This window comes from uncultured Maritalea sp. (assembly GCF_937139385.1).
Classification (GTDB): Bacteria; Pseudomonadota; Alphaproteobacteria; order Rhizobiales; family Devosiaceae; genus Maritalea; species Maritalea porphyrae_A.
Genome location: NZ_CAKZPW010000358.1, coordinates 1 through 22449, shown reverse-complemented (window position 1 = coordinate 22449; position 22449 = coordinate 1). Strand labels below are relative to the sequence as shown.

The 22449-nt window shown below is 49.2% G+C and carries 26 protein-coding genes; 8 read left to right on the top strand and 18 right to left on the bottom strand.

The window, feature by feature from the left end:
* A partial coding sequence (locus tag Q0231_RS14585) for an NAD-dependent epimerase/dehydratase family protein (protein WP_299348550.1) occupies positions 1-608 on the bottom strand: 608 nt, incomplete at its 3' end.
* Between the two features lie 107 nt (positions 609-715).
* Between Q0231_RS14585 and galU the strand changes: the two genes are divergently transcribed.
* Positions 716-1618 carry a UTP--glucose-1-phosphate uridylyltransferase GalU gene (gene galU / locus Q0231_RS14580; RefSeq protein ID WP_269394935.1) on the top strand — a complete coding sequence of 301 codons (903 nt, stop codon included), beginning with the start codon at positions 716-718 and terminating at the stop codon, positions 1616-1618.
* On the opposite strand, the gene Q0231_RS14575 is transcribed toward galU, so the two are convergent.
* Positions 1605-2789, bottom strand: coding sequence for an outer membrane beta-barrel protein (locus Q0231_RS14575; RefSeq protein ID WP_299348546.1), 1185 nt, complete (start codon positions 2787-2789; stop codon positions 1605-1607). The two genes, galU and Q0231_RS14575, sit on opposite strands and share 14 nt — an antisense overlap.
* A 255-nt stretch (positions 2790-3044) precedes the next feature.
* On the opposite strand from Q0231_RS14575, the gene Q0231_RS14570 reads away from it, so the two are divergent.
* Together Q0231_RS14570 and Q0231_RS14565 are read left to right on the top strand one after the other, a co-directional pair.
* Entirely contained in the window at positions 3045-3812 is a 768-nt protein-coding gene (locus Q0231_RS14570) for a MotA/TolQ/ExbB proton channel family protein (protein WP_269394937.1), read from the top strand.
* A gap of 37 nt (positions 3813-3849) precedes the next feature.
* Entirely contained in the window at positions 3850-4710 is an 861-nt protein-coding gene (locus Q0231_RS14565; protein WP_269394938.1) for a flagellar motor protein MotB, read from the top strand.
* Positions 4711-4764: 54 nt separating this feature from the next.
* Here Q0231_RS14565 and Q0231_RS14560 read toward each other — a convergent pair whose 3' ends face one another.
* Both Q0231_RS14560 and Q0231_RS14555 read right to left on the bottom strand, forming a co-directional pair.
* Positions 4765-5214, bottom strand: a complete 450-nt coding sequence (locus Q0231_RS14560; protein ID WP_269394939.1) for an NfeD family protein — start codon at positions 5212-5214, stop codon at positions 4765-4767.
* 3 nt (positions 5215-5217) lie between these two features.
* Entirely contained in the window at positions 5218-6177 is a 960-nt protein-coding gene (locus Q0231_RS14555) for an SPFH domain-containing protein (RefSeq protein ID WP_269394940.1), read from the bottom strand.
* 180 nt (positions 6178-6357) lie between these two features.
* Between Q0231_RS14555 and Q0231_RS14550 the strand changes: the two genes are divergently transcribed.
* On the top strand, positions 6358-6798 hold the full coding sequence (locus tag Q0231_RS14550; protein ID WP_299348541.1) for a hypothetical protein: 441 nt from the start codon (positions 6358-6360) through the stop codon (positions 6796-6798).
* A 5-nt stretch (positions 6799-6803) separates the two neighbouring features.
* Here Q0231_RS14550 and hemH read toward each other — a convergent pair whose 3' ends face one another.
* The 4 genes from hemH to Q0231_RS14530 all read right to left on the bottom strand — a co-directional run bounded on the left by hemH (position 6804) and on the right by Q0231_RS14530 (position 12237).
* On the bottom strand, positions 6804-7829 hold the full coding sequence (hemH, locus tag Q0231_RS14545; protein ID WP_299348538.1) for a ferrochelatase: 1026 nt from the start codon (positions 7827-7829) through the stop codon (positions 6804-6806).
* 199 nt (positions 7830-8028) lie between these two features.
* Positions 8029-9618, bottom strand: coding sequence for a bifunctional UDP-sugar hydrolase/5'-nucleotidase (locus Q0231_RS14540; RefSeq protein WP_269394943.1), 1590 nt, complete (start codon positions 9616-9618; stop codon positions 8029-8031).
* Between the two features lie 188 nt (positions 9619-9806).
* Positions 9807-11381: a DUF1007 family protein gene (locus Q0231_RS14535; RefSeq protein ID WP_269394944.1), complete on the bottom strand. Its 1575-nt coding sequence runs from the start codon at positions 11379-11381 to the stop codon at positions 9807-9809.
* Positions 11382-11442: 61 nt separating this feature from the next.
* Positions 11443-12237 (bottom strand): creatininase family protein, encoded by a 795-nt coding sequence (locus tag Q0231_RS14530; protein ID WP_299348533.1) that lies wholly within the window; start codon positions 12235-12237, stop codon positions 11443-11445.
* Between the two features lie 143 nt (positions 12238-12380).
* Here Q0231_RS14530 and Q0231_RS14525 point away from each other — a divergent pair, with 143 nt between their 5' ends.
* Positions 12381-12800, top strand: coding sequence for a MarR family winged helix-turn-helix transcriptional regulator (locus Q0231_RS14525; RefSeq protein ID WP_299348530.1), 420 nt, complete (start codon positions 12381-12383; stop codon positions 12798-12800).
* A 451-nt stretch (positions 12801-13251) separates the two neighbouring features.
* On the opposite strand, the gene Q0231_RS14520 is transcribed toward Q0231_RS14525, so the two are convergent.
* From Q0231_RS14520 to Q0231_RS14510, 3 genes are read right to left on the bottom strand one after another with little or no spacing between them, the layout of a single operon-like run.
* Positions 13252-13701, bottom strand: a complete 450-nt coding sequence (locus tag Q0231_RS14520; RefSeq protein ID WP_299348527.1) for a hypothetical protein — start codon at positions 13699-13701, stop codon at positions 13252-13254.
* Entirely contained in the window at positions 13679-14125 is a 447-nt protein-coding gene (locus Q0231_RS14515; protein ID WP_299348524.1) for a hypothetical protein, read from the bottom strand. Before Q0231_RS14515 ends, Q0231_RS14520 begins: the two co-directional genes overlap by 23 nt.
* Positions 14122-14538 carry a hypothetical protein gene (locus Q0231_RS14510; RefSeq protein ID WP_269394949.1) on the bottom strand — a complete coding sequence of 139 codons (417 nt, stop codon included), beginning with the start codon at positions 14536-14538 and terminating at the stop codon, positions 14122-14124. The genes Q0231_RS14515 and Q0231_RS14510 overlap by 4 nt, the downstream gene beginning before the upstream one ends.
* 145 nt (positions 14539-14683) lie before the next feature.
* Here Q0231_RS14510 and Q0231_RS14505 point away from each other — a divergent pair, with 145 nt between their 5' ends.
* Entirely contained in the window at positions 14684-15301 is a 618-nt protein-coding gene (locus Q0231_RS14505; RefSeq protein ID WP_367274502.1) for a trimeric intracellular cation channel family protein, read from the top strand.
* Entirely contained in the window at positions 15298-15825 is a 528-nt protein-coding gene (locus Q0231_RS14500) for a DUF6886 family protein (protein ID WP_269394951.1), read from the top strand. The genes Q0231_RS14505 and Q0231_RS14500 overlap by 4 nt, the downstream gene beginning before the upstream one ends.
* Here the strand turns inward: Q0231_RS14500 and Q0231_RS14495 are convergent.
* From Q0231_RS14495 to eda, 4 genes are read right to left on the bottom strand one after another with little or no spacing between them, the layout of a single operon-like run.
* On the bottom strand, positions 15803-16828 hold the full coding sequence (locus Q0231_RS14495; RefSeq protein ID WP_299348519.1) for a molybdenum ABC transporter ATP-binding protein: 1026 nt from the start codon (positions 16826-16828) through the stop codon (positions 15803-15805). The two genes, Q0231_RS14500 and Q0231_RS14495, sit on opposite strands and share 23 nt — an antisense overlap.
* Positions 16821-17525 (bottom strand): molybdate ABC transporter permease subunit, encoded by a 705-nt coding sequence (gene modB, locus Q0231_RS14490; RefSeq protein ID WP_269394986.1) that lies wholly within the window; start codon positions 17523-17525, stop codon positions 16821-16823. Before modB ends, Q0231_RS14495 begins: the two co-directional genes overlap by 8 nt.
* Positions 17522-18241, bottom strand: a complete 720-nt coding sequence (gene modA, locus Q0231_RS14485; RefSeq protein ID WP_299348516.1) for a molybdate ABC transporter substrate-binding protein — start codon at positions 18239-18241, stop codon at positions 17522-17524. The genes modB and modA overlap by 4 nt, the downstream gene beginning before the upstream one ends.
* Before the next feature lie 4 nt (positions 18242-18245).
* Positions 18246-18881 carry a bifunctional 4-hydroxy-2-oxoglutarate aldolase/2-dehydro-3-deoxy-phosphogluconate aldolase gene (gene eda, locus Q0231_RS14480; RefSeq protein WP_299348556.1) on the bottom strand — a complete coding sequence of 212 codons (636 nt, stop codon included), beginning with the start codon at positions 18879-18881 and terminating at the stop codon, positions 18246-18248.
* A gap of 145 nt (positions 18882-19026) precedes the next feature.
* Between eda and nadA the strand changes: the two genes are divergently transcribed.
* On the top strand, positions 19027-20106 hold the full coding sequence (gene nadA / locus Q0231_RS14475) for a quinolinate synthase NadA (RefSeq protein ID WP_299348513.1): 1080 nt from the start codon (positions 19027-19029) through the stop codon (positions 20104-20106).
* Positions 20107-20167: 61 nt separating this feature from the next.
* On the opposite strand, the gene Q0231_RS14470 is transcribed toward nadA, so the two are convergent.
* The 3 genes from Q0231_RS14470 to Q0231_RS14460 form a co-directional block, all read right to left on the bottom strand.
* Positions 20168-21352, bottom strand: coding sequence for a hypothetical protein (locus Q0231_RS14470; RefSeq protein ID WP_299348510.1), 1185 nt, complete (start codon positions 21350-21352; stop codon positions 20168-20170).
* Positions 21353-21553: 201 nt separating this feature from the next.
* Positions 21554-21763, bottom strand: coding sequence for an alkylphosphonate utilization protein (locus Q0231_RS14465; protein ID WP_299348507.1), 210 nt, complete (start codon positions 21761-21763; stop codon positions 21554-21556).
* Between the two features lie 66 nt (positions 21764-21829).
* Complete coding sequence (locus Q0231_RS14460) at positions 21830-22288, bottom strand: CreA family protein (protein WP_299348553.1); 459 nt, start codon at positions 22286-22288, stop codon at positions 21830-21832.
* Positions 22289-22449: the final 161 nt, after the last annotated feature.

The window sequence follows — 22449 nt, the reverse complement described above, 5'->3', positions numbered from 1 at the left end:
TCACGTTGCGCAAGAGCTGTTTGGCACGCCACCTTGATCAAATGTGTGGCTAAGGGGGTTGATTGGCCCGAGCGCCCCTGTGGGTCCGCCCCAGCAACGTTGAAGTACCGCAACACGCCATATTTAATGTCATGGGAGAACGCTACGTCTTCCAACATCATTTCGCTCATTAGCTTGGAGCGCGCATATGGAGATTGTGGGCTAAGCGGATTATCTTCCCCAACGGGTTCCAAACCGGCCATGCCATAAACCGCAGCGGTAGAGGAAAAAATGAAGTTCTTCACACCCGCGTTCACAGCGGCCTCAATTAAGTTGCGCGTCGTCGCTGTATTGTTTTGATAGTACTTCAGCGGGTTCTCAACCGACTCGGGCACAACAATTGAACCGGCAAAATGCAAGATAGATTTGATGCCACGTTCCTGCAGCAGCGCGGTCACATTTTCAACATCGCCAGCATTGCCTTCAACAAAATCAACGCGGTCGTCGATGGCCCATTGGAAGCCTGTTGTCAGATTGTCTAATACAGTAACTTTTTCACCTGCATCCGCCAAACGCAAAACTGTATGCCCGCCAATATAGCCAGCACCGCCTGTCACCAAAATGCTCATTGCACGTCCTCAAACATTGTTAATCACTTCCCGTCTATCACTTGAAGGGTTGCGATTGCATTACACAATGACTAGTTGTGTTACAAATACTGTCAAAGGAAAACCCATTGAGCAAAAAAGTCCGCACAGCCGTTTTTCCCGTCGCCGGCCTTGGCACACGCTTTCTGCCTGCGACCAAAGCCATGCCCAAAGAAATGCTGCCCGTTGTCGATAAGCCGTTGATTCAATATGCGGTTGATGAGGCACGTGAAGCCGGAATTGAGCACTTCGTATTTGTGACAGGTCGCAATAAGGGCGTTATTGAAGACCATTTTGACCGGCAAGTTGAACTGGAAATCACCCTCCACCAACGTCAAAAACACGACATGTTGAAAATGTTGGGTGAAGGTTTGCCAAAACCAGGCCAAACAAGCTTCACCCGCCAGCAGGAACCAATGGGCTTGGGACACGCGGTCTGGTGCGCGCGCGACATTGTGGGCAACGAACCCTTTGCGCTGCTGCTGCCGGACATGTTGATGCGGTCAAAACCGGGCGTTTTGAGCCAAATGATGGAAAGCTACAATGAGCGTGGCGGCAATATTATTGCTGTTGAAGAGGTTGAGCCAAACGATGTCAGCTCTTACGGCGTAGTTGGCCGCGGAGAAGGCCCGGACAAAGGCTTTGCAATCTCTGAGATGGTTGAAAAACCTGCGGTTGATCAAGCGCCCTCAAATCTTATTATTTCAGGCCGCTATATTTTGCAGCCCGAGGTGTTTGATCTCCTGAGCAAACAGTCCAAAGGCGCAGGCGGCGAAATCCAAATCACGGATGCCATGGTGACTTTGATGAATGAGCAAAACTTTACCGGCGTCAAATATGATGGTCACAGTTTTGACTGCGGATCTAAAGTTGGATTTCTCACCGCCAATGTTATTTTTGCCATGGATCGGGACGATATTGCTGACGAATTCAAGCAAGAATTGCGCACAGTTGCGGCCCAATTGCTCAAAAACTTCTCTATTGGCGACTAAAACGCAAACCCGCTTCAAGCTTATGTGTGCGTAGAACCGCTGCGGGCTCTTCGCGGAACGCAAAACTGTAATTGGCAAAAGCAGACAATTGCTTATTGGCCTGATATTGCACGCCAAGCCCGGCACGGCTGGTCAGTATCTGATCAACGCTTGATTGATAGTGCTGGCGTTCAACTTCACCAAACATAGAAATTTGGGTACGCGAATTCATCTGATGATTGAATGTAAGGCGTCCCGTGTCCACAATGCGCATCGGCTCGCCGGCAACAGTTGATGGGCTAACGCTCGTGTTCGCATCTAGACTGAATTGCGAGGTATCGGTTGCCTGCCATTGCAATGCAGCATTGTAAGTAAACGTTTGAACCGCATCCAAACTCGCATCGTCAAATGTTTGGCGCAATTGCCCCAAAGAAATATCGCCGCGCAGCCGCTCGTCAAAATTCAATGAAGCACCGACCTGAGCTTCATAGGACCAATTGTTACGCGACGCGGCAAGAGCTACAGACCCAGCATCATAGCGCGATCGGTTCAGCTGCGTATCCACAAATATCCCGATTTTAGGCGTGAGCTCGCGCGAAATGCGCCCACCGACCCCATAGGTCCAAGCATTATTCTCAGCGTTGGATTGCAGCGCACCATCATTTAACTGTGATGCTGCCGTCTGAGATCGACCAACAGACCCACGCAATTGCACGCCCGTCTTGCTGAACTGGTGGCTGTAACTGCCATTCAGACCAAGTTGTTGATCATGCCCACCAATTTTTACGCCTGTTGGCAGATCAGGATCGGATGATTGAGGTTGAGAAAGATTATAGGACAAACCAAATCCCAACTGAGAATGCTGGTTCAGCTGCTGGCCAAAGTTGCTCTGCAACCCTAGTGATCTTGGCGTGAAATGCTCAGCACCCATTTGATCCAGCACCATATTGCCGCTTAGGCTAGCGGTAAAATCGTCGCCTTGTCTTTGCAAACTAAACTCAGGGGCTGCCACAAGAAAATGGGACGTGGTGCCTGACGCATTTTCAAATCCACCGCGCAAACTGATCGCGCTCGTTAGATCCCAATCCCCTAAAACAGCCTGTGCATGGCTGATGGACGGCAATGTACCGACGCCAAAAAACAGAACAATCGCCAGTGATCGCCGCAAGCTGGCATTTGAGTTTGTTGACACGTTTTTCGCCGCTCATGATTGGAAAATCTTCTTTCGCATCCTGATATATTATGGTTAACGAACTGATAAAATCGACAAGCAGATTTTTAGAAAAACTGACGATATTCAAGGACTTGCACTGCAGCGCAGGCCAACGCAATTGAGCATCACTCACCCCCGTTATTAACAGCTGATTAGCCTTAACGATGTACACTGCACCCAATTGAATTGACCTAGCGCCCGCGTATTTTGGGCTGCAGTAAGGAGTAAGGTCGCATGGATTTAGCCACCATTCTGGGCATGTTAGCCGGCGCCGGCTTTATTTTCCTCGCCATCTTTATGGGCGGTTCGATCACCCAGTTTATCGATCCACCATCCATGATGATTGTGGTCGGCGGCGGACTGGCTGCAACACTTATTCGTTTCCCACTCGCTGGCGTTGTAACCGCATTCGGAACCGGCGGCAAAGTTGCGTTTACCCACAAAAAAGTCGACCCGAGGGAGCTGATAGAACAAATCGCAGAAATGGGCGATATCGTACGCAAAAATGGCCCACTTGGACTGGAAAACGTCGAGGTTGACGATGCAAACCTAAAAAAGGGCGCGCAATATATCGCTGATGGATATGACGCCGGGTTTATTCGCGAAACAATGGAATTGGAACGCGATCAATTCACCACACGTTTGTCAGAGGGCCAACGCGTGTTCAAATCCTTGGGTGATGCGGCTCCAGCTTTTGGGATGATCGGCACACTTGTGGGCTTGGTGCAAATGTTGGCCAACATGTCTGACCCTGCAGCCATTGGCCCTGCGATGGCGATCGCTTTGTTGACCACACTCTATGGCGCGGTTTTGGCCAACCTTGTTTGTCTGCCGATTTCAGACAAACTCACAGCAAAACTAGCACTTGAGGATATCAACCAAACCCTGATCATTGACGGCATTATGTCGATCCGCGACGGCAAAAGCCCGGCACTCATCAAAGAGATGTTGACCGCCTATTTGCCTGAAAAAATGCGCGAGAGTTTGGATGAGGCGGCTTAAAGCGGCCCAACAATATAATGACTAGAGGAACCAGATAATGGGCAAAAAGAAAGAAAAGGCGGCTGGCGGGAGTGACATCCCCGAATGGCTCGTCACATTTGCCGATCTCATGTCCATTCTGGTGTGTTTCTTTGTTTTGATCATTTCATTTTCCATTCAAGATGATGAAAAACTGCAGGTCGTTGCAGGCTCCATGAAGGATGCATTTGGTGTCATCAAAACGGAAGCTAAAGCGGGTATTATTGAACGCGATGGCAACCCGCAACGTGATTTTGTGAAATCCGTTACAACTGAAGAGAGCACCAACCAAACCGAATTTGCCGAGATTAAACACAATGAACGCTCCAAACAGGGGCCAGAGGCAAATACCCACGATATTGAAAAGTCCGACGTGGAAACCCCGCGTGAGTTCGCTTTGGCCACAACAACCTTGCGTCAAGCCTGGCAAGAACTGCCTGATATTACCTTTGTTGCTGACAATTTGCTGATTGAGGAAACGGAAGAAGGACTGCACATCCAAATCGTGGACCAAGAAGGTCGCACCATGTTCCCTGAAGGATCAAAATATCCCTATGAGGTGACGCGCCAAGCTATCGCTATCATGACCCCAATTTTAAAAAGCTTGCCAAACCAAATTAGGGTCACCGGGCACACAGCCGCCGGCGCTTCTTACCACACGGCCTCCTATGGGCCTTGGGAACTATCATCTGATCGAGCGAATGTTGTGCGTCGCCTAATGGAAGAATTTGGCATGCCATCTGAGCGCATTTTTTCCGTGGTCGGCAAAGGGGACGCAGACCCACTCTTTCCAAACGATCCCTACCTTTCGGCAAATCGCAGAATATCAATTCTTGTGATGCAAGAAAGCCCACCGGTACCGATTGAGCTAAAACCATAAAAAAAGGCGCCGAATGTGGCGCCCTTTTTTTTGCAATGCTAACGAATGCTTTTATTAAACCGCTTCAACGTGGAGCATGGTTGCCTCTACGGAGGTCACTTTGACCTTGGTGCCTTTGGCCAATTCTGGCCCCGTGACCCGCCAAAAACTATCACCAACCTTTAACGATCCAATGCCATCAACGATGGGTTCATCAAGGCTAAAAACTTGCCCGATGAGCTTTTCGTTTCTGGCATTTAGAAATGGTCGGTCCGATACATCTTTGCGCCCTTTGAAGTATAGTGTCCAAACCGCAACGCATGAAACTGAAAGTACAGCAAACAAAATCCACTGCATTTGCCAGTTCAATGCTTGTGTGAGCGTGGCCAAACCCACCAATACCGCAGCAAGGCCAAACCAAACAAAAATACCACCAGGAACAACCAGTTCAATTGCCAACAGCACAAAACCGCCAATGACCCACGACCAGCCGCCATATTCAATAATCAGTGCCACTAGATCCATCTTCTAGCTCTCCGAGTTGGGGACACGGCCCGTCTGGCGTTTGGGCTTATCGCCCCCAAATGCTTCACGCGCAATTTCAGCGATACCGCCAACGGCGCCAATCACATTTGCCGCCTCTATTGGCATCATTAGAACCTTCTGATTTGGAGATTTGGCGATACTTTCAAGTGCCTTGATATAATTATTCGCAACAAAATAATTTACCGCCTGCACATCGCCCTGCGCGATCGCTTCAGAAACCATTTGGGTGGCCTTTGCTTCAGCTTCAGCTGCCCGTTCACGCGCTTCAGCATCACGAAAAGCTGCTTCTTTGCGTCCTTCAGCTTCCAACACTTGCGCTTGCTTTTCGCCCTCGGCTTCCAAAATCGCGCTTTGTCGCTTGCCTTCGCTTTCCAGGATCGTCGCGCGTTTTTCCCGCTCAGCTTTCATTTGGCGAGCCATAGACTCAACCAGATCTTTGGGCGGATCAATGTCTTTGATCTCGATCCGCGTGATTTTGACGCCCCATGGAGAAACGGCAGCGTCCACAACATGCAGCAAACGCTGATTAATCTCGTCACGGTTCGACAGCAATTCATCCAAATCCATCGAGCCCATCACTGTACGGATGTTGGTCATCGTCAGATTCAAAATCGCATGTTCAAGGTTGTTGACTTCATATGCAGCCGCCGCCGCATCCATCACTTGAAAAAATGTCACGCCGTTCGCGGTAACGGTCGCATTGTCGCGGGTGATCACCTCTTGGTGAGGCACATCCAACACCTGCTCCATCATATTGATCTTGCGACCAACACCATCCACAAATGGAATAATCAGGCTCAAACCAGGTCGCAATGTGCGCGTGTAACGCCCAAAACGTTCAATGGTGTAATTATACCCTTGGGTGACCGTTTTGACACCGGCAACAAGCACCATCACAACCAATACCGCGCCAACAATTATCGCGATTGAAAACCCGTCCATCATATTCTCCAAACAATTCCGCTAACAATTATCTAGGGACAATGGTCCCAAATCTCAAGAAACTCAACGTTTTCCTTTGTGAACGATCACATTTTGATTGCAATTGATCTAGGTCATTTTTATTATGACAATAACAATCAACTTAAAATTGCCAATCAATCGTCATCCAAAGGTGAACGCATGCTCTATCCTATAGCCCTCATCACGCACTTGCTTTGCGCATGCGCCTTTATTGGTGTCGTTTTTTTTGAGGTGTTCATTCTTGAAGGCATGCGTCACCACATCTCGCATAGCACCATGGTCGAAATTGAAACCGGATTGGTAGCGCGCGCCCGCCAAATTATGCCTTACATCGTTGGTACACTGTTCCTAAGCGGCGGTTATTTGGGATACACACAATTCCAGGGTATGGGCGTACTCTGGCAAGACAGCTTCTCGATTTTGCTTAGCATCAAAATTTTGCTTGCACTCAGTGTGCTGGGACATTTCGTCTGGGCACTGACCAACGCAAAAAACGGATGTATGAACTCTACCAAGTTTCAACTAACCCACATTAGCGTGTTTACCCACATGGTGCTGATCGTCATTTTAGCAAAGGGTATGTTTTACTTCAGTTGGTGACCCGCCTAGAGCCAGCCCGAAAGCTCGCGTCGGACCACATCTTCAATCACCTGCATGCCCAATTCGCTATCGTTCAGACAAGGGATATAGGCAAAATGTTCACCGCCCGCGTCCATAAATTCTTCACGACCTTCCATGGCGATTTCTTCTAGTGTCTCAAGACAGTCAACAGAAAATCCAGGGGTTAAAATGGCGACCTTCTTGATCCCCTTTGCGGGCAACGCCTCAAGCGTTTTGTCCGTATAAGGCTGCAACCATTCTTCAGGCCCAAATCGGGACTGAAATGTCACCATCAATTTGTCTTCAGCCCAGCCAAGTTTTTCGCGCACCAGCCGCGTCGATTTATAGCATTGGCAATGATAAGGATCGCCCTTCATCAAATAGCTTTTGGGCACCCCATGATAGGAAGTGATCACCAAGTCAGGCTCAAAATCAAGTTTGGCCAAACCATCTTCGATCGATTGTGCGATCCCATCAATATAGGCGTCTGTTTCAAAATATGCAGGTGCCGTGCGCACTGCGGGTTGCCAGCGCATTTTTTTCAGTGCGTCAAAAGCTTTGTCATTGGCTGTCGCCGTCGTTGCCGCTGAATATTGTGGGTAGAGTGGCACCAATAAAATCTTATCGCATCCTTGTGCCTGCAAAGCCTCAAGTTTGGACTGAGTGGATGGATTGCCATAGCGCATCGCATAATCGACAATCACATTTTCCTCGCCGGACATGGCAGCTTTTAGAGCTTGCACCTGACCTTCAGATATTACGCGCAGCGGACTGTCGTTTTTCTCTCGGTCCCAGATCTTGTCGTATGCAGCGCCAGATTTTTTTGGCCGCACTGTCAGAATGATGCCGTTCAAAATCGGCCACCAAATCAACTTGGGGATTTCAATTACCCGAGCGTCGGACAAGAACTCTTTGAGATAACGACGCATAGACCAATAGTCGGTTGCATCAGGCGTTCCTAAATTCAACAAGAGAACGCCAACTTTTTTTGGCGCAACAGCGGGATGGTCTTTTGGAAGATGCGACGTCATTTTGCCTCGTTGCTTTTATGTGTTTGGCGTCTTGGAAGGTTTGAAGCAACATAAAGAGCGCGACCGCAAATTGCAGTGCACCAATTGTCGCATTATCCCCTTACCTTGGCGCCTAACATAGTGGGTGCATTCCTAAAAGCAAATACGAAAAGGGCGACCCAATGGATCGCCCTCATCAACAGTTTGTTAGCTAGAGTGCTTATTCGACGATGGTAATGCGGTCATCCACCATTGGCGTATATGCGCCACCTGCTGCAACATATGCCGCAACAACATCTTCTAGGTTTGGACCAAAGTCATAAGCTTTCATGCCATTTGTGGCGAACACTTTGTATCCGTCCCCACCCGAACGCATGAAGTTGTTTGAAACAACGCCATATGTTGCGGCTGGATCAAGCGCGCCAAAAGTGCCCTCGTCGCCAAGCACTTCAACAGAAACGATCCGGCCACCTGCATCTTTGGTCGGGTCGTATGAGAATTTCAGACCAGCCACTTGTGGGAAACGACCGCCGCCAGATTCAACTTGGCTAACGCCATTTTCCAACGCTGCAATAACGTCAGCACCAGTCAACTCAAATGTTGCCAATGTGTTTTGGAATGGCAATACCGTCAGCACTTCACCCATTGTGATTTCACCCGCATCAATTGATGCGCGCAAACCGCCACCGTTTTGGATCGCAATTGAAACGCCCTGGTTCTTAACGCGGTCCAACATAGCCTCAGCAACGAGAACGCCCATTTCGCAGGTCTGTGCCCGACAGAACGAACGATTGCCCTCAATCGGCGCTGTTGTTTCACCAACAACCTTGTTCATAAGTTCCTGAAGGGGACCAGCAGCCTTTTCAATATAGGCAAGCACTTCTTCGTCTTCCGGCACACGGGCATCAAGCGACCATGCCTGACCACCAGCATCCTTGACGTTTCCTTCGTCATCAAAAGTTACGCTAAGCTCACCCACATATTTGGTGTAGGCATAGGCTTGCACAACTTGCACCTTATTGCCGTCAGGACCATCCACAACCGTTGGATAATCTTCTAACAATGTGTTGGTGTGACCGCCAACAATCACATCGATCCCTGCAATTGAGGCTGCAAGTTCAAGATCGCGGTCATACCCAATATGGGTCAACAGAATGATTTTGTTGATGCCATCGCCCTTTAGTTTTTCGATAAGAGCAGGCAATACGCTTTCTTCTGTAAAGAATTTTACGGTGTCACCAGGGCTAGAGATTTCTGCTGTGTCCGGTGTGAGCAATCCGATGATGCCGAGTTTTTCGCCGCCAACTTCTAGAATGGTATAGGGCGGTATTTTGCCATCAAGCAAAGGCTCACCACTCATATCGCCATTGGCAAACATAACCGGGAAATTTGCAAGATCCGCAAAATCGGACAATCCTGGAGGTCCATCATCAAATTCGTGGTTACCCACCGCCATCGCGTCTACTTCCAACATATTTAGGAATTCGGCGTTCATTTTGCCTTTATATGTTGTGAAATAGAGAGACCCTTGAAACTGGTCCCCGCCAACGAGAGTAATCACATTGCCGCCTGCGCCTTCAACAGCGTCACGACGCGTGTCGATGAATGTCATCAAACGCGCGGCACCACCAAAACATTTGCCGGCGGCGTTGTCTCCTGCGCTACAACCTGAATCATATTTGTTTACTGGTTCAAAGCGCGAATGCATGTCGTTAAAGTGCAAAATATTAAGCGTGTAGTCAGCAAATGCTGGCGCTGCAGCGCTGGCCATCATGGTACCAAGCGCAAGCGCGAGTGCTTTTTTCTTCATTTTTATGAGCCTCCAAATAATTTCAAACCAGCCTCTTATAGGACGCGCTGCATGGCATATTTTTGACAATGTGCGATGTTTTTTTGGCGCGCCGTTCCTCCCACAGATACTGGCATGCGCGTAACTTTATGACAGTTTTGTAACACTGACCAGCACAAATTGGACCGTTTGGACAAAATTGGTTCCGACTAAAAAGACGCAATCAGCAAAATCGCACCAAATCCAAACACCAAGAAGGCACCGGCCAATTCTGCTGTGCCAACAATCTCACCCCAGAACCGACCGCCAGCTAACGCACGAGCCTTGGCTAGGCCTTTAAAATAGACCGCCAATGCCGCCAGCATAGAAACTGTGATCGCTGTACCCAAACCCATCAAAAATGTCGCGGCGATACCTGCTAACAGCAATTGTTGACTGAGAGCAAAAGCCAAAACCACCAGCGCACCAGAACAGGGCCGCAACCCCACAGAAACGATAAGCCCAACCTGCTCACGCAACGTACGACCACTGAATTGGCGTGGCTCAGGTGCATGCTGACAACCGCAGTCCGGTCCATGCTCATGATCGTGATCGTGATTATGGTGGTGGTGAACAGCCTGCGCATGCCTGTTGAACAATTTTCGCCAAATCAACCAAGCACCAAGCAACATCACCAGCCCATAAGAGCCCACGGCCATCCAGTGTGCGGCATCTGACATGGCAAAACTTGTGAGGCGCAACAAACTTGCAGCCACCAAAACAAAGACCACCGCCACTATGGATTGCATAAATGCTGTTGCAAAACTAAGCACAACGCCGTGGCGCAACTCGCTTTCGTTGGCCACCATATAGGATGAAATAATGACTTTGCCGTGCCCTGGGCCCGCCGCATGAAAAATGCCATACAAAAAGCTCAATCCACCCAAAACCCAAAATGCACTACCATCGCTGCGCATTCGTGCCATCGCGTCTGTTAGCGCGCGATAAAACCCCTTTTGCTGCACATTGATCCACCCAAGAAAACCTGATTGTTGACCGCCCAAATTCGGCTCTTGTGGCGGTGCAACAAAGGGCGACCCCTTGGGCTTTGCAGGGGCCACGGGCACAACTGCACCAGAAGCGTATTCACCGCATCGCACAATAATGACATTCGACAGATCTTTTACAGCTTGCGCCAATTCCTCGGGAAGCTCCAAAACGTCGGTTCCAAGCGCAAATAGCTGCTCTTCAATATTGGGATCAATGGGGCGCGGTCCATTAACCTCAGCCGTGCATTTGCCATCAGCATTATCAAAAAAGACGGCATCACCTTCCACAAACTGAAACGCAGAATAATACTCAGGATCCGCAACTTCAATTTCAATATCTCGCGATGGGAATACCGGCTCTTCAAAATCAAGGGCAAAAGCCAGCTGCAGATTTGTCCCATCATATTCCATCCGGGCATCGCGCCCTTTGGCGAACACCAAGTTTTGCGCGCCCGCAAAACCCGCAACCGTATAATAACCGAACTCTTCGAGCCCCATCATATTATCGTCGGCCAGTGGTTGAAGTTCTTCGCTTGAAACTTGGCCGTCGCCATCTTCGTCCAGCCCTTGCACGGCCCATGCTGAATAAAGCGGGTCGAACGACCATGCCTGCCGCAATCCAACCAATTCACCCTGGTCGTTGAATACAACAACAACTCGCGCGTCGATAAAAATATGGGGATGGGCAAACACCGACGTGGCAAGGGCCAGCACCATGATGATTACCGCAAAAAACCGAGTTGAAAAACTATTCACAATTCCCGCCCAACCGAAGTATTTTGAGCCAAATCTAGCCAGCAATTGCGGCATCAAAGAGTCAATCTTCAAGATCAAAAAGCAACAAGTTGAATTGCGCCACATCATCAATAAGTTCACCAAATCCGCGCACCGCATGCGCTGCACTGGCCATACCCTTTGCAGCCGTTGCCACCGACGCATTCCCTACAACACCTTGATCGTTCAAATCATGGCTCATCCAACCAAAATGATGCTTGCCATAGCCCGTTAAATGGTGAGCAGAGGCTTGAACTCCCTTTAAGGCGCTTTCAAAATGATCAGCGGCATCCATGTCAACTTTTTGCGGGGCATAATGCAACATCAGCGATGTTTCTATATTTCCGCCATGAATGCCAAATTTTAGCTCTTCTTCATCAAACAGCCCTTCAGGTTGCCCAAAGCGCAGCCAAGCCGAAGACACAGCCAGCATCGCAAAATCCCGTCGCAGCGCCAAAATCAATCGATCCACGACACCGCTGTTGCCGCCGTGTGACGACATGATGACTAAACGACGCCCGCCCCACGCATGAAACCTTGCGCCAATTTCATACCAACTCTGAAACAAGTTTTCAGCATCAAAACTCAGCGTGCCGACAAAGTGATCATGCTCATCGCTGGCTCCAATCTGCTGCAATGGGAACACCAACACGTTGGCTTCAATCGCTAACTCTTGCGCTGCATTCAAATGGCCCTGGGCAATATCGCAATCAGTTGAAAGCGGCAAATGGGGTCCGTGCGGTTCAATCGCCCCAACCGGCAACACACCCACGGTTTGCGCATCAACCAGCTCCGCTAACTGGTCACGTTTCAAATCCATTAGGTTGAAAATTGGCATTTGAAGAGCTCTTTTGCTATTTGCGCTTTGTTGGTTTTGCCAGCTATTGCGCCATTTGCAAAGCGGGTCAGTTCAAATTAACCGATTAACGATAGTCTAAGCCAAGAATTTCATTTGCCTAAGCGCTTGGGCTAGAAAGAACTATGGCCAAAAAAACCGAAAACACATTGCTATTTGCCCTCATTGAAGCTGGTGCCCTGAGCCGCCAAGCGGCCCTCGCCCCATTGCGAGAACTTGGTTTGCTGCCCGGCGACGATGCAATTTTGCTTTGGCTCAATGGCAATCCAGAAACCGAATTTTCAGAAATGGTGTTCGAATTGGGACTAGAAAAGCAAACTCTGCGCACCGTGTTGTTCCGATTTCAAAACACGGGCCTTGTGACTTGTGTGCCAACACAAAACACCAACGATCTTGATGTGTCCCTCACCGAAGGTGGTCAACGGCTCATCGACGCACTTGAACACCATTGGCGCACGCTAGACAAACAACTACGTGCCCAGCTGCAGCCAAAAAAGAGCAAAAAGCTAAAGAAAGCCCTGCACAAACTAGCCGACAGTTTTTGAGGAATGGTGCTCATGCCCCTTGAAGTGGGATTGTGGCACAGGCCTGGATTGGTGTTTCACACGCCAATATCGCCAACAAAAGTCGCCCAATACGAACAAAATCGCGAAGCTCACAAAATACAAGAACAAGTTGGATCTCAAGAACAGTCCGAGCGAAACCAAGAAAAACGTTAGCGGAACCAACTGCATCGACGAATATTGCCACCAATTGGCCGTCCAATAAAACTCTTCAGCTCGGTCTTGTGCTTTGGGGGAAACATGTGCCAGCGCAAAAAGAGTGCTGTTGCTCACCAACAGCAGAACCAAATACAAAGGAACAACAAGGAACTGAAATCGCATATCTAGGATTGCGCCTGTTTGGTATGCAACCAACCCCATTGTCAACAAAAGCACTACTCCGCTTTTCGTCCACCTGTTCTTTCTGTGCGTCAGGTGCGCCCAAAATAGTTGTCTAAATGTCATTTGATTTCTCCGCGCGACGCATTTTTCTGCGCAAAACCGATGTCCAGACCACTCCAACAAACCCACCAAAAGCCACAAAATAGTACAGAAAGTATTCAGTTTCCATTGAGTAAACCCAAAAGAGACAAACAACGCTCGTAATGATCATTTGGATCGTCAACAGCTTCCAGCTAGCTTGAGCGGTAAACGCCAAATGGCGTTTGGCAAGCGTTGGGCTAATTTCCGCTAATGCGTAAAAAAGTGGTGGACTAGTCACCATCCATCCTAGGAACAAACCATAGCCGACAATCACAATCATCTGCCGCTCAGCGGGCCACAAAAACATGGTAGTCAACGCCACCACGCCAAATGTTGTCATCATCAAGGTATTTATCAAGCGCATTTCTTTGTGTGTCAGGTGCGCCCAAAACAACTCTCTAAATGTCATCTCTTTTGTCATCAAACTTGTAATATCCAATTCGGCGCACATAGCCGCGCGCGGCGTAAAATGTTAAATATACTGTTTGGGTCAGAGGCAAAAACAAGCCCCAACCCAGTGGCGCACCCATCATGGCGTAAAGCGCGGTCAAGGTTGCAAGATTGACCATATGGTCGAGCACATAAATCAGCCAAGTCGCTTCCACCAGATATCCCCAACTGCGCGAAGCAGCTTCTGGGTTTACCCCGGCCAGCGCAAAGAAAAAGGCGGGGGACAGGGTGAAATAACAGAGCAGCAAGATAAGCGGTGGGAAGGCACCATTTTCCAATGCAAACTCACCACCCAGATCAAACTTCCAATGAACGGCCGCCCAAACCATAAAGACGAGCAACCACCAGTTTGAACGGTGAAAAAGATGTGCGCTGAAACGTTCCTGAAATGTCAAACTTCGCTTCCATTTACCTTCTTTCTGAGCCACCTAAATGACCAGAATAACGTGACAGGCACTACCACCCCTAAACCCAAATAGGTGAGTTTGGTCGCAATTGTAGATTGCGGCTTTGAGAACAAAACCGACGCCGCCAACACAATGCCAAACGCAATCAAATATCCAACCCATTTGACAGAAATAATTGGAGATACACCCTGGTCGTTTTGTCTCTTTTCGTGTGCACTCACGCGTTGACCAGCTGTGTAAACGAGTGCTGCGAGCATAAACGACAAGCAATAAAGCATGTCCCAATAATAAACACTATTGTCCAAAACAGCGGCCAAAAAAGGACCTGCCAAAAGAGCGCATCCAAACAGTGACAGGGTTGCTAAATTTAGCTGCCGGATCATTTCGCTCAATAATCTCATGGTCAAGTCTCACACACATCAAACAAAAAGCATCGCAACAACATACTCAAAACTGGCGTGCGCACGATTGGTGTTTTTGCTTCCCCAGTTCAATCGAACTGCTAAACTTAGTTTACTGATTTGGCGGAGATGAGAAATATTTATTGTGCCCATCTATTATTTGGACCTGTTTGGCGTTGCCATTTTTGCAACCACAGGGGCGTTGGTGGCAAGCCGCAGGCAAATGGACATTATCGGCTTTGCCCTTCTGGCCACATTGACCGGCGTGGGCGGGGGCACACTCAGAGACCTGATCTTAGATCGTCCCGTTTTTTGGATTGTCGATCAGGCCTATTTGGTCACATGCTTAGCGATTGCCGTGGTTGCTTTTTTTGCTTCCCACTTGATCCAGCGCCGATATATTGCGCTTTTGTGGCTCGATGCAATCGGCCTTGCCGCCTATGGCGTTTTGGGCGCACATATTGCCCACGCCAATGGCGCGGGCTTTTTTGTGGCTACCGCTCTTGGCGTGATGACCGCAACCTTTGGCGGCATGATCCGCGATGTGGTGTGCGACGAAAATGTTCTGATATTGCAAGATGAGATATACGCCACTGCAGCCTTAACGGCAGCGGGCGGTTATATGGCCCTCGTTTATTTAGGCATGCCCTTTTTCTATGCCGCCATCTTTGGCACCGTCATCGGTTTTGTGGTCCGCGCCGGGGCCATTCAATTCAGTTGGAAAATCCCCCGCTACAAACCACGCGAGGGGCGAGACTATTGATTGAATTTCTTGATCAACAACTCTACCACATTTCTGAAGATCCAAGCATTGACCGCTTCGATCCGCGTCTCGACAAAGAGGGAAACAACAGCGTTTGGGCGATTTCAGCAAGTCGAATACAAAACTATCTTTTACCCCGCGATTGCCCACGCATTTGCATTTGGGCCAATGAGCAAACCAACGCCAATGACTGGGCCAAATTGTCAAACGCCAACTCAATTATTGCGATTGAGCGCGGCTGGTTTGAACGTTGCGCCGCGGCAAAACTATACGCCTATGTTTTTGACAGCGCTGAATTTGATCTGATCGGCCCGAATGCGGGGTATTTCACCGCTTCCACAGCACAAAAGCCGCGCGAAATGCTAACGATTGATGATCCGTTGCGTCAGCTCAACTTGGCTGGTGCGCGGCTTGAAGTGCTTGAAGAATTGCACAGTTTTAAAGAGACTGTTTTGGGTTCAAGCTTTGCTTTTTCAATGATTAGAATGCGCAACGCTGCACCTATTCCACAGACGCCGATTTGAAGACCACATAAATGGATTGTCCAATGGCCATTTGCAGATCTGCAATGGTTTTTGCCATCACGCGCGCCCGCACAATCTCACCTTCCACCCGTACCAAAACATCTGCCTGCGACCGATCAAACAACCGGATGGTTTCAATTTCACCCTGCAACTGATTGCGCGCACTCACTCCTTCAAGCCGTTTTTTTGAAAGCAACACATCCCGCGCCCATATGCGCAAACGAACTTGATCACCCACATTTAGCGCCTTGCGCGGCAAATCGACGTGCTGTGCGCCCACCCCTATCGTTGCCAAATCAAACTCAGCATCAATTGCGGTCACGGTGCCAGACAAAAGGCTGGTGATGCCATTTTCAAAAAACGCAGGCCCATCCAATTGCGCCATTGTTTGTGCCAATGGCCCCTGCGCAACAATTTTACCTTGATCAATGGCGATCAGGTTTTGCGCCAATTGCGCGGCCTCTTCCATTTGATGGGTGACATAAAGCACTGGAATATTAGCTTGAGCAAAATGGGTGCGAATAAGCGTAAGCAAATCAGCTTTTAGGCGCGGATCAATTGCACTCAACGGTTCATCAAACAGCATAAGTTTGGGCGCACCAAACAAAGCCCGCCCAATCATCACACGTTGTTTTTCGCCACCTGATAGGCTATGCGGAAACCGTTCAATCAAGTCCGATATTCCCAATTGATCGGCCAACTGTTTGGCAGAAATGACCCCGCTGCGGCCCAATTCAATGTTTTGCTGAACTGTATAATGAGGCAACAAGCGCGGCTCTTGGAACACCATGCCGATCTGACGATGCTCGGCTCTTTGAGGCATGGCAATGCCGCCAAGACTTATTGTTCCGCTCACCGGGTGATCCAAACCAGCGATCACACGAAGCAAAGAGGTTTTGCCCGCGCCCGATGGCCCAACAATCGCTGTTATGCCCGGCCCAGCGTCAAACTGATATTGCGCGCTCGGGTTGCCCCGCGTGCCCTTGATTTTCACCTCAAGCATGGCGCACCGACCTGTCGCCCGATAAACGCACTTGCAGCCAATTGAGCAGATATTCAGACCCCAAGACAGCAATCACCGAAATGGAAATCGACACAAGGCTCAACATCAGCACCATTTGCTCCCCGTCAAATCGCTGCAATGCAGAATGGATCGCTAGTGAAAATGTCTGCGTTTCACCCGGAATATTGGCAACGAACGTTATGGTTGCCCCAAATTCGCCAAGCGCTTTAGCAAAGCCCAAAATGCCCCCCGCAACAATGCCGGGCAATGACATGGGAAAATATAACATTGTAAAGCGCTGCCAGCCCATTTTGCCCGCAACCTCCAAGGCTTCGTCCAAATCGGGATCAACCGCTTCAAGCGACAACCGAATGGGACGAACGATGAGAGGCAATGCCACCAACCCGGCGGCCAAACTGGCACCCGCTGCATTAAATGCAAATGATATGCCCAAGGGCGCCAACAATTGCCCAATTGGCCCCGTGGGGCCAAATCCATACAAAAGCACCAAACCGGTCACCACCGGGGGCATAACCAAGGGCAGCATGATCACAGCGCTCAGCAACCTGCGTCCAACAAACCGTTTGCGCGCCAAAAGATAGGCCAAACCAAACGACACTGGCACAGCCCAGCACAGTGCAAAAAACGACACTTTGAGCGATAGCAAAACAATGGACCAAATCTCAGCCGACACTATTTTCCCTCAAGCGATAAGAACCCATAAGAAGCGACTATAGCATGTGCATCCGCACTGCCAAGGAAACGCATAAACGCCAACGTTTCGGGTTCTTGATCTGCTAAGGTCACCGCCCAATAGGAAATAGGTGAATGCGCGGTTTCATCAAAAACATAAACCACATTGAGCTTTAAAAGCGCCGCGTCTGAAGCATAAACAATGCCAAATGGTGCCGCCCCAGTTTGCACCAACCGAACGGCCGCGCGCACATTGTCAGCGGGCGCTAGATTGTTTTGCAAAGCATCCCAAAGCCCCAAACTCTTCAGTGCCTCACGCGCATAAATTCCCGCAGGCACATGGTTTGGATCACCCACCGCCAAACGGTTATTCCCCAACAATGATGGTAATTCGGAAATATCGCTCAGTGTCACGTCTTTGTGGGAAACCAAAACAAGACGATTGGAAAAAAGTGGCAGCAGGTCCTGCTCGCCCGCTACCAACGCCGCCCAATCTTTATTGGCGGAAATGAAGACATCCGCAGGCGCACCTGCTTTGATTTGTCGTGCTAAACTTGAGCTACTGCCAGCAACGACGATCAAACCCTTTATGTCCGAGGCGTCAACGAGCGCTTGAACAACATCGGCAAGACTGGCGGCGACAAAGACCTTTGCATCAGCCATAGCGGGCTGAGCAATCAGCCCAACCAACATTGCCAATGCAAAGCCAAATCGCCGCATTGTCTTATTTGCCGATTTGTGACGCTTCGCGCGCCAAGGCTTCGATTTTATCAAAATCACGATTTTTGATCGCATCGCTTGGCACAATCCAAGATCCGCCAACACAAATTACGTTAGGCAAAGAAAGATAATCCATCGCATTTTGCGGGCTCACGCCACCCGTTGGGCAAAACTTAAGATCAGGCAATGGCGAAGCAAAGCTCTTGAGCAATTTCGCACCACCTACAGCTTCCGCCGGAAACAACTTTAAATAGCTATAGCCCGCATCCGCCGCAGCCATGGCTTCGGTCGCAGTGGAAACACCTGGTAGCAATGGCACATCATATTCAAGCGCATCGCTTAAAAGGTTCAGCGGCGCGCCCGGAGACACCATAAATTGCGCACCCGCTTCAATTGATTGTTCAATCTGCGCCCTGTTGCGTACCGTACCAGACCCAACAAAAGCCCCTTCAACATTGGCCATAGCTTTGATGATCGACAATGCATTTGGCGTACGCAGCGTCACTTCAAGTGCTGGCAAGCCACCCTTAACCAGCGCACGCGCAAGCGGTACGGCAGCTTCCAAATCATCAAGCACGATAACAGGCACCACAGGTGCAGCGGATAGAATTGGGGTCAGTTGAGCAACGTTTTGGGCCATGATCTGCTTTTCTCTTATTGGGTGCACCGCAATCACAATTGCGGGATAATCGACATTGGTTTGGGCTTTAACACGAAGGATCAATTGAAATACACAATAAAAATACCTAAGTTCCGCATCAACTAGCTTGGGAAAGGGCAAAACGATGGCTCAATTGATCAATTCTACCACCCCGCTTGATGAAGCACGCGATGTACTTAAGGGTCTGTTTGACCTTAAGTTCACAAAGGCCGTGGAGAAAGAAACAGCCCCCATCTATGAACATCTCAAAGATCGAATCCCAGAAATCGAATGGCAATTCTACGCCCCACTGATTCGCCAGATTAATCAGCTCAAGCGCGAAAAAGATGCGGTAATTTTGGCCCACAACTACCAAACACCACAGATTTATCACGGTGTGGCCGATGTGGTCGGCGACAGTTTGCAGCTTGCTATTGAAGCAACAAAAGTGAGCCAGTCCACCATCATTCAGTGCGGTGTGCACTTTATGGCGGAAACATCAAAACTGCTGAACCCGACTAAAACCGTACTCATCCCCGATGCGCGGGCAGGCTGTTCGCTTGCCTCCTCTATCACCGCAGAAGATGTGATGGCCATGCGCGAGCAATATCCGGGCATTCCTGTGGTCACCTATGTGAACACATCCGCGGAAGTAAAAGCCGTTACCGACATTTGTTGCACATCGTCCAACGCCCTCGATATTGTTGAAGGGTTAGATAGCGACACGGTCATCATGATTCCAGATCAATATCTGGCGCAAAACACCGCCAAGAAAACCAAGAAAAAAATCATCACTTGGGCTGGCGCGTGCGAAGTACATGAAACCTTCACCGCAGCTGATATCGCTGAATTACGTGAATCGTATCCGGGCGCAAAAATCATTGCACACCCAGAGTGCCCGACAGACGTAATTGATGCGTGTGATTTTTCAGGCTCAACTTCAGGCATGATCAATTGGGTTAAAACCAAAAAGCCGAAAAATGTGGTGATGGTCACCGAGTGCTCCATGTCCGACAATGTGGCGGCTGAAACACCGGGCGTTCAATTCCTTAAGGGCTGCAACATCTGCCCGCACATGAAACGCATCAACCTTGAGAACATCTTGTGGTCATTACACACCGGCACCGAAGAAGTGACCGTTGATCCAGCGATTGCAGAAAAAGCACGCGGCGCGGTTGAACGCATGATTGAATTTGGCAAAGACAAAAAAGCCAAACGCAAATAAGACCTCAATCTGTAAACCAAAACACGTGAGCCCCCGCCTTTATAAGTCGGGGGCTCTTTTGTTAGTGATCCTCTAGTTTGGCACCAACTGCCACAATGGAGGATGGCTTGCCACCCACCTCAATGGTCTCAACACTTGCTAAATCAGATTTTCTGATCAACCTTAAATGCCCCTGGATTGGGTCAACCAGCGCAAGATTTTCGCCAGCAAAGACAAAAGATGGTCGAGCAGCCCCGTGCCCGCCTTCCATATCAATCGGTGCTAATATGCTGGTAGATTGAACGATGGAACCACTAAGGGCATTTACAATATGCATATTGCCATCTGCTGTAAGCACAAATGCTTGGGCCGCGTTTTCTGGGTCCAAATAACCAGCAACAAGGCCAGCGTCAAATTGGGTTGATACAAAGTGCCCCTCACTTTCAACATCAACAAAGATCATTTTATTTTTGCCGAAATTGCCCGCAAACAATTGGATCCCCTGTCCACCATCTAGGCGACCAGTTCGTCCTTCTCCCAATTCCTCTGGGTAAGATAGAAACTGAGAGGAGGTATAGTCCGCAGCATCAAAAACCAAAATGCCATCGACACATGCAAATGCCGTTTTGTTGCCAGATGAGGCCTCGCCATGTAGCCCTTTACACGCATGCGGTTCGCCAATTTCCTTCATTTCACGGTCCAACACCCGCACAAAATCGGGCAGACTGCTATCGCTGTCTTTTGAGGGTTCACTGATCAGCAAATGGCCATCAAATGGCACCGCAACGCCATGGTGAGGCCGCGCAGAAACTGCAAAGCTTACTTGATGTTGAAGGTCTTCTTCAGCCAAATCAATACGCTGCACACTGCCGGTGCCGTCCATAAATGCCGCCACAGATTGGTCATGAACAACAAAATGCGTCGGCTTGTGACCGGTCAGAAAGAGCCCATTCCATTGTGCTTCACCCATGTGAGGATCTTGGTGGTCGCCATGATCCTCATACGACAATCCAGTGCGAGCGAAGTCGATGCGCCCTATTGCGCGTTGAACTGCGAATAGTCGCGTACCGTCGCCACTCATGTAAAGTCGGGCAGGTGCTGCGAAATCCGTCCAAACCCTGGGTTCGACTTCTTTTTCAAAAACAGTTATCTGGGCTTTTTCGTGATCCGACACGAAGTAACGCCAAACCTCATCTTGGGCAAAAGCAAGCCCGTTTGATGCCAATAGTATCGCTGCAGAAACAGCATAACGTACTTTTTGTTGCATGATTTCCCTCATGTAATGTTATTACAGCACATCCAATATGTTATAACATTACAAGCCGCAACAAAATTGTTTCACTCATGCCTAAAAGCGCGGACTTGTTTGGGTTAGATGAGTTGAAAAGCCTGCCTTTGCAGAGACAATCGATTGCCCTCGCCCTCAACCACTTGCCGGTTGATGCAATAATCGAACGAACTAGCGGGACTATGCTTTCTTCAAGAACTCAGTTTTGAGCACGATGGTTGATTTGCCGATCCGGCACTCAACTTCTGTATCTTTATTGGTGGTGCTAATGTTTTTTATCGCTGTGCCGCGCTTTAGCGTTTTGGACATGCCCTTAATCTTCAAGTCTTTGTTGACCTGAACATTATCGCCATCTTCCAACTCAGCACCATTACAATCACGCACACTCATATCAATATCCTCGGTCAAATGTTGACCGAGGCATAACGCACTTGGCTGTCGCTGTCGTTAGAAAAACTATTCAGGCTTGCCGTTCGGCCAGTACTTGTCGCTCCAAGTCACGTCAACGCCATAGAGCGGCACCGTAGAAATCGACATTTTGGCGCTACCTTCTGAGACTTCCCGCGTATGGGAAAGATAAATCAAACTATTGTTCGCTTTGTCGTAAATCCGTTTGACGACCAGCTTCTTCCAAAGGAACGAACGCCCTTCTTTAAAGACCTCTTCGCCATTCTTATCCAAATCAATGTCGCCAACAGTTACAGGGCCGGTGACACGACATGCAATCGACGAATTTGAAGGGTCTTCAAACCAATTGCCTTTTGAAAGTCGATCAAAAAAACCACGATCGAAATAAGCCAGGTGACAGGTCACACCTTCAATTTCATGGTCGTGTACTGCTTCAATCAAAATATCATTACCGACCCAATCAACCCCGATCTTGCCAACTTCTTCGGCTTGCGCAAACGTTGCCATCAGCGAGGCGGAAATAAGGGCGGTGGCAGCGAGTATCTTTTTCATCAAAAGGTCCTTTGCGTAGGGTCTTGGTCGCCATTCAAGTGGGCACTCAAGTACATAATTACAAGTAACACTGAAAACAAACACAGATGCACAACCATATGCGACCGTGCGCGCCC